Source organism: Bacillus sp. EKM202B (assembly GCF_011066025.1).
Classification (GTDB): Bacteria; Bacillota; Bacilli; order Bacillales; family Bacillaceae_G; genus Bacillus_A; species Bacillus_A toyonensis.
Window position 1 is genome coordinate 192676 of the sequence record NZ_JAAMNK010000004.1, and the last position, 14891, is coordinate 207566.

The following is a 14891-nucleotide window of genomic DNA, read 5'->3' on the forward strand; positions in this document are numbered from 1 at the left end:
GTCTTTTTTATTTTATACATATACAGTTTTAAGTTAGCTTCATATCTTCTTCATTATAAAAACCATCTTCTTTTTCCATTTCCTTCTGTAATTTCGTAAAGGAACGGTACATCGCAATTCTCCATGATACAATCATCGCAAACGCAAGTAAGAAGAACATGCCGCTAAGTTGTCCTAAATCAAGAGATTGACTTAAGTATGTTTTAAATACAATCCGTACTACAAGTAATCCAATTAATATAAAAACAAATGCTTTTGAACGCTTCAAGTAAATCTCTTGTCCTCTAATTTCAAATTTAGATGTTTTAATAAGAAAAATAGAGAAAATCAAACCAACACCAATTGCTTCTAACATTTCTGCTGGAGTTAATCGAAATTCAGGAAAAAGATACATCAATGCTCCCGTACTCATAAAAAATGGCGGAAGTATAATTTTTTTCAATGTTGCAGGTTTCTTAGCTGCTTTTAAACGAATAAACATCGCACCGACAGCCATACAAACAGCAACGATACTTGATAAAAGAACTATGTTCATATTTTCTCATCCTTTTTTGTGGCTATATGCAAAATATACTTTCATTATATGCTTTTCCGTTAGTATTTCCAACATTTTCACAGAATAATACTAAAAACCGGTAAAACCACCAAATAAACTTGAGAAATATACGATAATTTTCGTCATCCAATTAAAGTATAAGAAGATACCCATGACAATCATAATGTATCCTCCGACTTTCATAAAGGCCATACTATTTCTTTTAATCCAAGACATTTTCGTAATAAAGAATGAAAGCACGAAAAATGGGATAGCAAATCCAAGTATGTAAGCAATCATATAAATCATTGCTGATTCTGGGTTTGTTGCTGCTAATCCAATTACGGACACTAAAATAGGTCCAGTACATGGCGTCCATCCTGCAGCAAAGGCCAATCCAATTAGAACTGATCCAAAATAGCCACTCGGACGATTTTTAAATGTAAATTTGCGATCTTGCATTAAAAACTTCGGCTTAAATACCCCAACAATAATAAGACCGAACACGATGATAAATATACCACCTAGCTGTCTAATTAAATCTTTATAATCTGTAAAGATTCCTCCAATAAAACTTGTACCAAATCCAATTGCAATAAATATAATTGAAAATCCAAGTAAGAAAAACGCTGTATGTATCATACTTCTTTTGCGAAGCATTGCATTTTCTTCTTTCAATTCAGAAACCGACATACCTGTTATGTACGATAAAAATGCCGGATAAAGCGGTAAGCAACATGGGGAAATAAATGATAAGAACCCAGCGCCAAACGCTAAAAAAATACTAATATCTTGCATAATTCCACTCCTCTCCTTACATATTGTAGCAAAAACACATAAAAATACTATGAACAATTCGTGAACTCACTTTTACAACGTGGTAATAAGAAAAACCACTCTTTCTCACAGTTTCTAATAAAACGTTTTCATTTCCTTCTATTATATAGAAAAATCTCAATTGGATTAGGAAACCCTTTAATTGTTATTAACATAACAAAGGTAACATAGTTTCTCAAATGATTAGCACGTATACGTACGTTTATATACATATTGATTTAAAAAATATTTTTTCAAATGCTGTCTTTATACAATACAAAGCTGATTTTACAATACTTTTATAATTAACAATTTCAAGATTATGCATAAATATCATACTTTTATTATTATTCTATAAAATGTCGCACTTTTCTTTTATTTGACCCTACATTTTTAATTTTGTATACTTCCCTCTAGATATATTTTCGTTACGGAACAACTTCACATAGATGGGAGGAATTTTTCATGCTTCGTTATTCTCTTTTAGTTTTATTAGGAGCGTGTAGTTATGGAATTTTAGCTATTTTTGTTAAACTTGCATATGCAGAAGGATTTTCACTTGGAGAGGTAATTGGCAGCCAATATTTGTTCGGTTGGATTATTTTGCTGGCTATTACACTTCTATTTTCTAGACATCGCGTTCCATTAAAACAAGCATTAATTTTATTCGTTGCAGGAACATCTGCAAGTTTTACTGGAATTTTTTATTATGCTTCATTAAAAACTGTACCAGCTTCTATCGCAATTATTCTTTTGTTCCAATTCGTTTGGGTCGGTATTATTATTGAAGCTATTGTAACAAAAACATTACCTTCAAGGGAAAAAGTTATTTCGGTTATTTTCTTACTTGTAGGTACATTTTTATCAAGTGGTTTACTGGAAAAATCGGCAGGTACTTTCGATACAACAGGAATCATTTTAGGGCTATTATCTGCTATTACATTTGCAACATACATTTTTGTGAGCGGAAAAGTTGCTGTTGAAGTACCTTCATTACCACGTGGTGTCCTGTTAATGGCTGGCGCTTTAACTTTAGTTATGATCGTATTCCCACCAACATTTATTATGAACGGTGCCATTTCTCAAGGACTTTGGAAATACGGCTTAGGATTAGGAATATTTAGTATCGTTATTCCGTCTATTGCCTTTACAATTGGTATTCCAAAAATCGGTTCTGGCTTAGCGACTATTCTTGGTGCAGCAGAGCTACCAGTTACAACAATTATGTCTGTATTCGTTTTAAAAGAAGCTGTACTATCTTCACAGTGGATAGGTGTATCACTTATTTTAATCGGTATTGCAATTCCGCAAATTGCATATGCAAGGCGTGGACGTTATCAAAAACATCATACACATAAAAAAGTGGCAGCATAAAGTAAAACTTTAATCAGTGGGGATTTTGTTCATCCCCACTGATTATTAGCTCACACCACTCGGGCATTAACGAGAGAGGATTTTCATTTGAGAATCCTCTCTTTTATTGTTGTATACTTATAGTAAATACTTCGCTTAAGAAAGAGGGCATAATACGTGGCATCTATTCCAAATCAACTAACAGAAAAACTTATTTCCATTCGCCGACATTTACATGAGTATCCAGAACTATCATATGAAGAGTTTGAAACAACAAAAGCGATAAAAACTTGGTTAGAAGAAGCAAATATTACTATTATTGATTCCAATTTAGAAACAGGAATTATCGCAGAAATTTCTGGTAATCAAAATGGTCCAATTATAGCAATTCGTGCTGATATTGATGCCCTTCCTATTCAAGAAGAAACAAACTTACCATACACTTCAAAAATTCAAGGTAAAATGCATGCTTGCGGACATGATTTTCATACAGCAGCTATTTTAGGTACAGCTTTCTTATTAAAAGAAAAGGAATCTTCCCTAAATGGAACGGTTCGCTTTATATTCCAACCAGCTGAAGAAAGTAGCAACGGTGCTTGCAAAGTTATTGAAGCTGGACATTTACATGATGTACAAGCTATTTTCGGTATGCATAATAAACCTGATTTACCAGTAGGTACAATTGGCATTAAAGATGGTCCACTAATGGCTGGAGTAGATCGATTTGAAATTGAAATTCACGGTGTCGGGACGCACGCAGCTGTACCAGATGCTGGTGTTGACCCTATCGTCGCATCCTCTCAAATTGTTATGGCACTACAAACAATTGTAAGTCGAAATATTAGCTCTTCACATAATGCCGTTGTAAGTGTTACAAACATTCATTCAGGAAATACGTGGAACGTTATTCCTGAAAAAGCAACATTAGAAGGAACAGTTCGTACATTCCAAAATGAAACACGAGAAAAGATACCAGCTTTAATGGAACGTATTATTAAAGGAGTTTCTGATGCATTAGGCGTAAAAACAGAATTCCGTTTTTATTCAGGTCCTCCTGCTGTTCATAACGATACATCTCTAACCGACTTATCTACTCAAGTTGCCGAAAAAATGAATTTAAATATTATTTCTCCTAACCCATCAATGGCCGGAGAAGACTTCTCCTTTTACCAACAAGAAATACCAGGTTCATTCGTCTTTATGGGAACGAGCGGTACACATGAGTGGCATCATCCTTCTTTTACAATTGATGAACGAGCACTCCCTATAAGTGCAAAATACTTTGCTTTGCTAGCTGAAAAAGCTCTTAAACAATTCTCATAGAAAAAAGCCGTTAAGGGGTACTTAACGGCTTTTCTTATTAAGTTAAATCGCGTTTTAAAAATACTGTATAGGAAATACTTAAAAATACAAATAAATACAGCAATAACATACATGAAGCAAATGGGAAGGTTACTCCTTCAATAAAACTTCCATTCTTGGCAATACCGTATAAATCTGTGTTTGCCGGCAATAAATATTTCACCCAATTATATCTAGTTGCTGCTAGTAACGCAATATTTCCTGATAAAGCAAGAAACAGTGAAATACCGATTGCGCCCCCACTAGATCTTGTTAACACAGAAATCATAAATGCAAACGCTGCGTACACAAGAGTTGGCAACCACGATAAAATGTAATATTTACTTACTTCCACAAAAATATTTTGTTTTATAATATTTCCATCTTGAAAAATAAATTCACTCCATGCAGGCTGTTGGAATTTATAAATAACAAGTCCACTTAAAGCGGAGAAAATCATATTAAATATAAACAATAAAGCTGCAAATATAACGATTGCTAAAAATTTTGCTGTTAAAATTTTAAATCGACTTGCCGGACGGATTGTTAAAAATTTATATGTTCCCCAGCTATATTCATTCGCAAAAATTGTACTTGCATACACGAGGATAAATGGAAGCAAAATTGGAAATACGATAAAACCTGTATCTCTCATGAAAGAAAGTGGAGAACTGCTTGCTGGTGCTATATCCGTATCTAAATGCTTCATTTTAAGCTGATATTCCTTTACAAGCTCGTCCCCCGACCTTTCTGCTAAAATAGCTTCTTTTTTCATACCAAGCTTTTTCTCAATTTCTACCGTACGTTCTGTATAATCTGCTTTCCAACCCTTTGTTTCTGGTTCTAAATACTTTACCGTAACCCATCCTAATCCAATTATTAATACTGCAATAACCGCAAAAGGAATAATCGTTCTTTTACGCTTAAATATTTTATACAGCTCGTTATACACTAAATTAAACAATATCTTTTCCCCCTGTTAATTCTAAAAATTGCTCTTCTAACGTTTTTCTTTCTTCATATACACGATAAACTTGAATATTTTTCTCAAGCAAAGTACGAATAACATTTGGGATTTCTTCATCTTTTACATTGATAAGTAGATCATTACCTTTTATTACAACATCACATTCTAACATTTCCGCTGCTTTATTTGCATCATCTACACGTATACGGATCGTCTCCATCTCTTCACTATGACTATGCTGAATATTTTGCGTCGCTACATATTCTCCGTGTTGAATAATAATAACTCTGTCACACATTAATTCAACTTCTGAAAGTAAGTGACTAGATACAAGTACTGCTTTTCCTTGTTCATGTGCAATTTTCTTTATGTACATTCTCATTTCATGTATTCCACTTGGGTCTAGTCCATTCGTTGGTTCATCTAGTACCAATACATCTGGATTATGAATAAGCGCCTGAGCAATCCCTAAACGTTGTCTCATACCGAGTGAATATGCTTTTACTTTACGGTCAATTACTTGTCCCATTCCTAACAATTTCACTACTTCATCGATACGTTCTTCTGTCACATTCCCATTCATTCGGCCGAAATATGTTAAATTTTCGTAGCCGCTCAAAAAAGGATAAAATTCCGGTGTCTCAATTACTGCACCAATTTTCGCAGCAGTTTTTTCAAATTGCTGTTTTACAGATTGACCATCAATCCATACTTCACCTTCTGTCATACGGATCATACCGACCATCATTCTCATTAAAGTCGTTTTTCCAGCACCATTTGGTCCTAGCAGGCCAACAACTTCACCTTTTTTAACTTCGAAACTAATATTTTCTACAAGTGTCTTTGAACCGATTCGCTTCGTTAACCGCTCAACTTTTACAATTGATTGTTCATTTGTCATTCTATACAACCTTTCCTTCCCATTCTTTGTCAGGTCTTTTCACTCTAACACGATTATTTTCATGTGTAAAATAGAAAAAGGCATGATTTCTCATGCCTTTTTCTCAAACTGAAACAAATTTCCGTCTTTTAAACTTCGAACAAATCGACAACATTGCATCATCGATAATACGACGACAGCCATCATAATTATACTAACAACTGCTATTGCATATATTGTAATTGGTGCACTATTTATCCCTTGTATCCCTGCTATTTTCATAAAGATAATCGTGAATAATTTCAAAAATAACATCCCATGAACTAGACCGAAAACAGACGCTGCTCCATAAATGAATAATTGCTCCTGACATAATAAACATAGTATTTCATTTTTTTTCATATTCCCTACTACATAAGATTTAAATTCCTCTCTCCTCACTTGCAGAAGAGAATTCGTCATTTTATACGCAATAAAAATACATATAAAAATCAATACAATAAACAGCGTGTAAAAACACATTTGAAACAAAAATGTTGCCCCTACTTTCCCAGTCGCTAGTTCATTAAATTGTAGCGACATCATAAAAAACAAAATTGCAGTACACATGGCAATCCACATGAATTGCTTCATCCTTTTGACAGCAAATGTTCTTATATTTTTTCTCGCTAACCGACATAAAGACATAAATTTCTTCCCCTACCTTATAACATACGCATTCTATACTACTAGTGTATAAAAATATGACATTACAAACATCGCACTACAATCTGAATCTTTTCTAAGTCTTTAGTCCTAGAAAGGAAAATGGGAATTTATTCATATTTAAATTATAATTGTAAAAAGAGGAGGGTTTATACTATGCGTATAAACGTATTATTTATCTTATCTTTACTTTTCTTTACTAGTTGTAACCAAATACAAAATAATGAAGTTGCTTCTGTAGAAGCTTACAAGTTAACAAAAGAACAGTCTTCTATTTTACAAATGACGCCTATTCAAGAAGGAAATAGTATGTTTTATAACGTTACACTTAATAATGATAAAGATGAAATAAATGCTACGATTGATTATTATCAAAATGGTAAAAAAGTAAAAGAGATTACTAACATCGCTTCATCACATTTTCTAGAAAAGAAAATAAAACTCTCTTTCATACCACCACATTTCCAATTTGATAAAGATGTAAAAGAAAAAGGTCAATGGTATATTAATATTGACGGTGGTTCAACGCTTGCTCCTGAAGAAGCACCTCTAGGTGTAAATAGTTCTGCAACTATTACAATTCAATCTGCAAAAAATTTAAGATATAATCAGAAAACAATTTTAGCTGCTGTAATCCAAACAAGTAAAGAAACTGTAAGCGTCCCTACAATTGATGAAGAAACAGGTATTGATCTACTCTTAAAAGAAAATGAACACGTTTATCTTTTCAGTATCGAGCTAAAAAAAGAAAAATAAAACAGAAATGCACTTAAGCTGCATTTCCGCTTTATTGTTTAATAAGGTGTACTTTTATATATTCGAATTAAATCTATTTACCGTTACTAATATTACTCATCTTCTACTTCTATTCGTTTCTTCTCTCTTGCAATTTTTAAAAACTCTAACAGCTCTGGATTACTATTCATTTTTTTATAAGCTACCGACATTTCTGCAACAAAATTAGAATCATATAACTCTTTATATACAACTTCTGTTTTATATAATTTATTTGCCGATACAGGGATTACTGTAATCCCAATCCCTGCTGCTACAAGCCCCATAACTGTTTGATATTCTGTTGCTTCTTGTACAATTTGAGGACTAAAGCCAACCTCTCGACAAAGAGATAAAATTGTATCATACAACGCCGGCCATACTGGTCTCGTAATAAAAACAAACGGTTCATCGCGTAAATCTTCTATATGTATTTCATCTTTCTCTGCAAGTGGATGTGCCTTTGGCAAACATAAAGTACAAGATAACCTTTGAATTGGTTCTAACTCTAATAATTGTGTTGAAATTGGCGGCCGTAAAAATCCAATATCAATACGATTATCATGAAGTGCATGCACTTGATCTGGTGTAGATAATTCATGTAATGCGACAGACACTCTCGGAAATTTCTTTCTATACTCCCTGACGATAGACGGTAAAATATCATATATCGCCGCACCTACAAAACCAATTGAGAGTGATCCAACTTCTCCCCTTTGCGCACTTTGTGCAACTTCTACTGCTTTTTCAATTTGCTCAAACGCTTTTTTTACTTCTTTTAAAAACATTTCTCCTGCTTCTGTTAATTCAACCTTTCTCTTCGTTCTTGAAAATAACAGAACTCCCATTTCTTTTTCTAATTGCTGAATTTGTTGACTAAGTGGCGGTTGTGTCATTTGTAAACGAGCAGCCGCTCGTCCAAAGTGTAACTCTTCTGCCACAACAACAAAATATTGCAAATGCCGTAATTCCATTTTGGACACCCTTTTCAATTTCAATTAATACGTCTAATATATTAATAACATATAATTTATATATTAGACAAATATTTTGAATGAACGTATAGTAGAAATTGTTAATTCTTTTTTACAATTTTTATGTAAAAAAAGAAAGAGGTGGTTACTGTATGAAATGGTGGAAGTTAAGTGGACAAATTTTATTATTATTTTGTTTCGCTTGGACAGGTGAATGGATCGCAAAACAGGCACACCTCCCAGTTCCAGGAAGTATAATCGGTATTTTTTTATTATTAATTTCATTAAAATTTAACCTAGTTAAAAAAGAGTGGATACAGGACGGAGCAGACTTTTTATTAAAAGAACTTATTTTATTTTTTATTCCTTCTGCAGTCGCTGTTATTCGTTACAAAGATACACTATCACAATATGGAATCGATCTCATTTTAATTATTATGATTAGTACACTTTGTGTTACTCTCGTAACAGGACTATTAACAGAATTGCTACTTAAGCGGAAAGGATCAACGCAATGATCGGCTTTCTTTGTTTACTATTAACACTATTGACATATTGGATATCTAAAAAAATATATCAACGTTGGAATTGGAGCTTACTTTCTCCTCTCCTTGTCTGTCCCATTATTTTAATCGCTTTATTGCTTGGACTAGACACACCTTATGAAACATATGAATCTGGTGGTCAATGGCTAACAGAATTATTAAAACCTGCAACAGTTGCTTTTGCATGGCCAATCTATAAATACTTTGATTTATTAAAGAAACACGGAATCGCCATCTTACTTAACGTCATCGTTGGTTCATTTTTATCAGTTATTACTTCGGCACTACTAGCAAATTATTTTCAAATTGATTCGTCACTAGAACATAGTTTAGCACCGCATATTGTAACGACACCAATCGCAATGGCTATTTCAGAAATGATTGGTGGCATGTCACAATTAACAGCTGTATTTGTCGTTTTAACTGCCTTAACAGGAGCATTACTCGGCCCTTCCCTTATACGTATTTGCCGCATTAAAACCGCGCTCGCAAAAGGTATTATGTTAGGAACGAGCGCAAATGGAACTGGTACATCAAAAGCATTCGAAATCGGCCCTGTTGAAGGAACAATCGCAAGTTTATCCATGCTTTTAACAGCGGGTGCTAGTTTAGTTATCGTTCCGCTTTTCTTATCTTGGATACATTAAAAAGCAAGTATTTACATACTTGCTTTTTCATTTATATATTGACATATTAACTCGTAATCCTCCGGAAAAGCTAGCGATAATTTTTCAACTTCCTGTATCCCTTTCCAGTCAATTTCATGTATTAACTCATCAGGATCTTGAATTTTCATACTACCGCCTATTTTTTTAACAAAGTAATAATGAACATACACTGGAATTCCGTATGTAATACCTTCTTTTTCGTATATTTTATTTACAACTTCCACATTGTAGCCTGTTTCCTCCCAAACTTCCCTGATACAACATTCTTCTAGTGTTTCTCCCTTTTCAAGTCCTCCACTTGGTACAGACCACCTTTTTTCTTCCCCTTCTTTGCCTTGCAGCACCATTAAAATTTCATTTCTGTCATTCATACATATAGCTGCCGTACCTATCCATCTCTCCATAAACATCCCTCCCCTACTAAAATTCGCCTTCTTTTTTATTTTCCCCTTGAAAAAAGAGGAAAAAAATAAAACGGTGACGAAAGAATACATCAACTTCATAGGCAGTCCCTTCTTAGAAATTAAAAACGGAAGGATGAAATTATGATTTCTAAATATGTTGTGGAATGTGTCTTTTGTGAAGAAAATCGAAAACCTTGCCAAGCTACCGTCACAGTTCCCGCCACTTCTCAACTACTAGCTATTCAAAAAGTTCGGGCTGAATGTAAACGTCGCTTTGGAAAAACGTTATTATTGCAAACAGAGGTTAAAGAAGAAATAGTTTTGGAACAAAAAGAAAGCTGACCATCAATTGGCCAGCTTTCTTGTCCGATCATATTTTCACATGAAGATTAGGGGCATCCTCTTTAAGGATCGGGATTTTCCCATTATGTACGTTCCATAATGGTCATCGAACAATATATTTCTATGCAATTAAGTATTGAATAGAATAGGGCAAAACTTGTTCGCATTTTTAGAAAAGGGATAGGGATATAATTCAAGTAGTACTTCGAATACTCGAACTTTATACTCATAATATTAATGCAAATTCTTTTATATGGGAAATATGAATTACTTATATAATTCATTCGTAAAATATATTAATACCTTGCTATAGTAGTTTTATTCCATCAATAACATACATCCGGCTAAAACTGGCGTCATAATCATTGAAAATCTCAACAGCATGCGTGGTGCATAATTTGTAAACTTCGCACCGATATATGCTCCTAACATCGTCCCAATTAATACTTGCAATAACAATATATAATCTAAATACCCTTCCGAACTATATCCAATCCCGCCTCCAATTGCAATGGGTAATATAACAAGCATAGTCGTTCCTACAGATTGCTGTATCGTTAATCCTAAAAGAACCATTAGTCCAAGTTGTATAAAAGGGGCTGAACCAATCCCGAATGAACCAGCCAACATTCCAGTAACTAATCCTAAACATATACATTTCATCAAGTTGTTTTTTGAAAGTTTTTTCTTTCCACATAAGGGTGGCTGTTGCTTATTTAGAGACATAATCAATTTAATAAACATAAAAATTGCTGATAAAAATAACATCCCAGCTGTAAACCAATGGAGAAGATGTGCTGGTATAAGCGAACCAAACTTTGAACCGATATAAGAACCAAGCGCTCCAAATCCACCAACAATCCCGCCTATCATAAGTACAACATTTCCTTCACGATAATGACTTATAACTCCAGATAACGTCGTAAATGCCATAGCAGTTAAAGATGTTGCAAGTGCAACGTGAATAGGAATATGAAATACTAAAGTGAGTATCGCGATAATAAATCCAGCTCCCCCTGCTCCAACAAATCCTAATAAAATACCCATTAATAACATCGTTATAATAATTGCCACATACTCTCCCTCCAGTATCCCAATTATCTACTATACGCCCTCTTCCATACAAATAAAAAGCATCCTATCCGGATGCTTTCACTACTTTTCTATATTGAAAATATGTAATCAATCTTGATTAATTAAAATAACAGCAGGACCAGCAACGACTACTCCAGCTACTTCTATCTTTTCAAATTCCTTTACTGTAATAGATATAACACCTTCTCTTTCCATCAATTCTTTACTCAGGACTTCAGTCGGTATCGTCTTCACCGTCTTACCTCCTTTTCATTTATACAATATGATAAAGCGACACTTTAATCAGTGGGGGTTTTGGCCACCCCCACTGATTATTAGCCCTCATCAACCAGGCTTTTGCGAGATAAAAACAACCCAATACATCCATATATATGCATCACCTCCACTTTCATTCCTTATTCCATCCAAAATTCATATTCCCTTTCTATAACATATTGAAAAATAAAAAGAAGCTATAACATATAGCTTCTCTCTAAGTTTCTTTACCCTCTCTGTACCTTATATGTCAAAACTCTACCATCTCTATCAAATTGGAAAATAAGCTGTTCACTATCTATTGGAATGAAGCCACGTTCTGTCCCAAGATAGTACAAAGTGATGACCCCTTCTTCCTCATTTCTCGTTTCAGTAGGCGTTCCTAACAATTGTGTAATTTCTTCATTTGATTTCCCTATTAATTTATATTTTTGCATGAAATCATCTACCATATGTACCCGTTTCTCTTCGTCATTTAACCACCGATCTCGATTAAAATTGGAAGTGTACTCATTCATACTTAATTGTACAGCACACACTATTAATGGAATGATCCCTACTATCATTACACGTAACATTTGTTTCTTTTCTTTATTACGACTTGTAGAAGCACGTAAGATGACTCTTTGAATCATGACTAATAAAATAAATGGCATAACTACTACAAAAATACTCTTTACACTTAATGACATATGAACTATATCGATAACGAAAATAAACGCAATGTACATGACTATATACAAACAAAAATAAACATACAAAATCCCATGTAATAGAGCACCCAGAAAAATCTCCCCCTTTTTAATTCACCTGGCAAAGCATTTCTCTTATCTTTTGTAACTCTTGCGCTGTATATATTACTTCCCCTGTTAAAACTTCATTTTTGAAAAACGCTACGATTTGCTCCCTATCTTTTAATCTAGGTGTGTCCTCATTAGAAAGATCTAGTACTTCTTTACCACTCTCATTATAAAAATATACAATTGGCTTTACGTTTTCTTTTACAATATCAACTTGCAATTCTTTCAAACAATTGTATAAAATTTGAGATTGTTTCTTCGCTTTATATACTGGATTCCCTTCATTTTTCACTTGTATAGTTAACGAATCTTCACCTGTAATACATTCAAGCGTCTCTTCTTTTTTAATTTCTTGTTGATACTTACCTATTTCATCAAGCATAAATGAATATATACTAGCATTCTCTTTCGTTACACCATGAATTAATTTTCCTGTCCACTCTCTCGTCTCAAGTAAATACATACCAGTTTTATATAAGATAAGATGATGGATTCGAATATCGTTTATTCCAAGTTTATCTCTAATAAAAACATTCGGCATAATATGAAATTCATCTTCTTGTATGATTTCTTGTTCTAAAAATCCTTGCTTCATATAATGTAATGTTTCATGCGTATTTACTTCAGCGCTATTTTTAGTATACTCTCGTAAATCTGCAATTAACTTTTGAAACATATGTATTTCATTACTATGTTTATCTTGCATTTCACTACGTTCTTTACTATGTTGCATAGCTAATTGATTTTTCATCATACGCATATTTTCAAGTTCTCTAGCTGTACTAACTTGTAAATCATTATACTTTTTCTGTTCCATATTTTTTAACGTATTTTGTTGCTCTTTATGTTCTGTAACCGTGGCTGCAATTTCACTTTCATACGTTTCAATCGCTTGCTTTTTTTCAAATTCCACCTGCTGGCTCTCTGATTCCAACTGTTTATTTTTATAAAACAGTACGAATACTGCAGCTAATAATATTAAAATTACACCTATTAGCACATAATCCATATTTTTACTCCTTTATTTCAATTTTTGATTATTTTTTATAAATATCCCCATTGTATTATACTATGCTTTTAATATACAACTTGTGAAAATTACTTTTTTCATAGAGTGACACTTTAATCAGTGTTTTGTTCTATCACCCACTCATTATTAGCCCTCACCAATCGGCCTTTTACGGGCAACTCCCACCTATCTTCCTCGCATTCGCCGAGATTCTTACTGCCTGCAAATCGCGGGATAAAAGGTATCTCAGGCGAGATACCTTTTACGTTGACTTTATTATACACCATACTGAATATAACTCGAATCATAATATATCCATTCATTTCCACCTAATCCGAGCCAGCCATCTTGCTTACACCATACTCGATATGCCTCACCATGATGTAACTGTCTTATAACATTTCCACTTAATGATGGAGCATCCCGTAGATTCACATTGTCACCAGTAATAGTCGCCACATAATGTTTATACTGAATATAACTCGAATCATAGTATATCCATTCATTTCCACCCAAAGCAAGCCAACCATCTTGTTCGCTCAAAACTTCATATGATTCACCTCGATTTAGCTGGCGAATTACACTAGATTGTAAAGATGGTCCAGTCCGTAAATTTACATTATCGCCATTAATTACAGCAACACCGTAAACTGGAGTTGCATTATTAGGCGGAGAAACATTCCCTCCACCACTCGATCCATTCCCTTGCAAAGCTTCTAATGAAACTGCTGCTGATACATCACAATTTCCTACACCTGAAATTTGACCAGAATCAGTGTATTGCCACGCTGTCCACTCTGTCCATCCACCAGCATCAGCAGGCGGTGTACTAGAATATCTAGCAATCCAAAGTGGAATATCACTTAACCCGTTAATTCCAAACTCATTAATATACCAAACTCCTGTATATAACATTACATTTTTTCCAGTAGCCTGTTTCACATAATTTATGAAACTTCTTGCCCAATTAGATATAGCGGTACCAGTTAAATTACTATTACTCGGATCTGTTGGTGACTCTAAATCTAGAACTGGCATTAAGTCTGTTTGATTGCTTTGTAATATACTCACAAAATATTTCGCTTCTGAAATTGCATCATTTTGTTCTGGATGTGCAAAATGGTATGCACCGATTAATACATTCGCATTTCGTGCCGCTTGTACATTTTGAACAAAAGTAGGATCAAGATAATTTACACCTTCTGTCGCTTTTGCATATGCTGCTGGAATGCCAGATGCCTTCACTGCATTCCAATCAATACTCCCTTCCCAATGAGACACATCGATAAACGTAACATTTGAACTCGATCTGTTTTGCATATAAAATCTCCTATCAAATTTTTTCATTCCGTATACATACAATATGTACAACTTTACTAAATGGACACGACATGTATGCTATAAAAACAAAGAGTAAATATATTTTAT

19 protein-coding genes are annotated in these 14891 nt (G+C 33.8%); 6 read left to right on the forward strand and 13 right to left on the reverse strand.

Annotated features, from left to right (window positions below; translation table 11 throughout):
- Positions 1–28: 28 nt before the first annotated feature.
- The 3 genes from G9F74_RS07825 to G9F74_RS30395 all read right to left on the reverse strand — a co-directional run bounded on the left by G9F74_RS07825 (position 29) and on the right by G9F74_RS30395 (position 1499).
- Complete coding sequence (locus G9F74_RS07825; protein ID WP_016108915.1) at positions 29–535, reverse strand: CcdC family protein; 507 nt, start codon at positions 533–535, stop codon at positions 29–31.
- A gap of 90 nt (positions 536–625) precedes the next feature.
- On the reverse strand, positions 626–1333 hold the full coding sequence (ccdA, locus tag G9F74_RS07830; RefSeq protein ID WP_001152675.1) for a cytochrome c-type biogenesis protein CcdA: 708 nt from the start codon (positions 1331–1333) through the stop codon (positions 626–628).
- Between the two features lie 16 nt (positions 1334–1349).
- The gene (locus tag G9F74_RS30395; protein ID WP_073990665.1) at positions 1350–1499 is read right to left on the reverse strand and encodes a peptidase T; all 150 of its coding nucleotides are present in this window, start codon (positions 1497–1499) and stop codon (positions 1350–1352) included.
- A gap of 317 nt (positions 1500–1816) precedes the next feature.
- On the opposite strand from G9F74_RS30395, the gene G9F74_RS07835 reads away from it, so the two are divergent.
- The gene (locus tag G9F74_RS07835; RefSeq protein ID WP_000947022.1) at positions 1817–2725 is read left to right on the forward strand and encodes an EamA family transporter; all 909 of its coding nucleotides are present in this window, start codon (positions 1817–1819) and stop codon (positions 2723–2725) included.
- 156 nt (positions 2726–2881) lie between these two features.
- A complete protein-coding gene (locus G9F74_RS07840) occupies positions 2882–4027 on the forward strand; it encodes a M20 peptidase aminoacylase family protein (protein ID WP_000146709.1) in 1146 nt (381 codons plus the stop codon).
- A 37-nt stretch (positions 4028–4064) separates the two neighbouring features.
- On the opposite strand, the gene G9F74_RS07845 is transcribed toward G9F74_RS07840, so the two are convergent.
- From G9F74_RS07845 to G9F74_RS07855, 3 genes are all read right to left on the reverse strand, one after another.
- Positions 4065–5009: an ABC transporter permease gene (locus G9F74_RS07845; protein ID WP_000482778.1), complete on the reverse strand. Its 945-nt coding sequence runs from the start codon at positions 5007–5009 to the stop codon at positions 4065–4067.
- Complete coding sequence (locus G9F74_RS07850) at positions 5002–5913, reverse strand: ABC transporter ATP-binding protein (RefSeq protein ID WP_000180632.1); 912 nt, start codon at positions 5911–5913, stop codon at positions 5002–5004. The genes G9F74_RS07845 and G9F74_RS07850 overlap by 8 nt, the downstream gene beginning before the upstream one ends.
- 90 nt (positions 5914–6003) lie before the next feature.
- Entirely contained in the window at positions 6004–6579 is a 576-nt protein-coding gene (locus G9F74_RS07855) for an FtsX-like permease family protein (RefSeq protein ID WP_000050641.1), read from the reverse strand.
- A 174-nt stretch (positions 6580–6753) separates the two neighbouring features.
- On the opposite strand from G9F74_RS07855, the gene G9F74_RS07860 reads away from it, so the two are divergent.
- Positions 6754–7353, forward strand: coding sequence for a hypothetical protein (locus G9F74_RS07860; RefSeq protein ID WP_001222411.1), 600 nt, complete (start codon positions 6754–6756; stop codon positions 7351–7353).
- A 92-nt stretch (positions 7354–7445) separates the two neighbouring features.
- Here G9F74_RS07860 and alsR read toward each other — a convergent pair whose 3' ends face one another.
- A complete protein-coding gene (gene alsR, locus G9F74_RS07865; RefSeq protein ID WP_000423218.1) occupies positions 7446–8345 on the reverse strand; it encodes an acetoin biosynthesis transcriptional regulator AlsR in 900 nt (299 codons plus the stop codon).
- Between the two features lie 152 nt (positions 8346–8497).
- Here alsR and G9F74_RS07870 point away from each other — a divergent pair, with 152 nt between their 5' ends.
- Positions 8498–8863: a CidA/LrgA family holin-like protein gene (locus tag G9F74_RS07870; protein WP_000872363.1), complete on the forward strand. Its 366-nt coding sequence runs from the start codon at positions 8498–8500 to the stop codon at positions 8861–8863.
- The gene (locus tag G9F74_RS07875) at positions 8860–9537 is read left to right on the forward strand and encodes an LrgB family protein (protein ID WP_000578968.1); all 678 of its coding nucleotides are present in this window, start codon (positions 8860–8862) and stop codon (positions 9535–9537) included. The genes G9F74_RS07870 and G9F74_RS07875 overlap by 4 nt, the downstream gene beginning before the upstream one ends.
- An 11-nt stretch (positions 9538–9548) precedes the next feature.
- Here the strand turns inward: G9F74_RS07875 and G9F74_RS07880 are convergent, their stop codons facing one another.
- Positions 9549–9962 (reverse strand): NUDIX hydrolase, encoded by a 414-nt coding sequence (locus G9F74_RS07880; RefSeq protein WP_000442987.1) that lies wholly within the window; start codon positions 9960–9962, stop codon positions 9549–9551.
- Positions 9963–10103: 141 nt separating this feature from the next.
- Here G9F74_RS07880 and G9F74_RS07885 point away from each other — a divergent pair, with 141 nt between their 5' ends.
- Positions 10104–10304, forward strand: coding sequence for a DUF3903 domain-containing protein (locus tag G9F74_RS07885; protein ID WP_016108916.1), 201 nt, complete (start codon positions 10104–10106; stop codon positions 10302–10304).
- A 318-nt stretch (positions 10305–10622) separates the two neighbouring features.
- Here the strand turns inward: G9F74_RS07885 and G9F74_RS07890 are convergent, their stop codons facing one another.
- The 5 genes from G9F74_RS07890 to G9F74_RS07910 all read right to left on the reverse strand — a co-directional run bounded on the left by G9F74_RS07890 (position 10623) and on the right by G9F74_RS07910 (position 14783).
- Positions 10623–11378: a sulfite exporter TauE/SafE family protein gene (locus G9F74_RS07890; protein ID WP_016108917.1), complete on the reverse strand. Its 756-nt coding sequence runs from the start codon at positions 11376–11378 to the stop codon at positions 10623–10625.
- A gap of 108 nt (positions 11379–11486) precedes the next feature.
- On the reverse strand, positions 11487–11633 hold the full coding sequence (locus G9F74_RS07895) for a BC1881 family protein (protein ID WP_000849372.1): 147 nt from the start codon (positions 11631–11633) through the stop codon (positions 11487–11489).
- Positions 11634–11881: 248 nt separating this feature from the next.
- Positions 11882–12385, reverse strand: a complete 504-nt coding sequence (locus G9F74_RS07900) for a hypothetical protein (RefSeq protein ID WP_002109353.1) — start codon at positions 12383–12385, stop codon at positions 11882–11884.
- Positions 12386–12455: 70 nt separating this feature from the next.
- Positions 12456–13463, reverse strand: coding sequence for a nuclease-related domain-containing protein (locus tag G9F74_RS07905; protein WP_000386795.1), 1008 nt, complete (start codon positions 13461–13463; stop codon positions 12456–12458).
- Positions 13464–13739: 276 nt separating this feature from the next.
- Entirely contained in the window at positions 13740–14783 is a 1044-nt protein-coding gene (locus G9F74_RS07910) for a GH25 family lysozyme (protein ID WP_001181410.1), read from the reverse strand.
- Between the last annotated feature and the right edge of the window lie 108 nt (positions 14784–14891).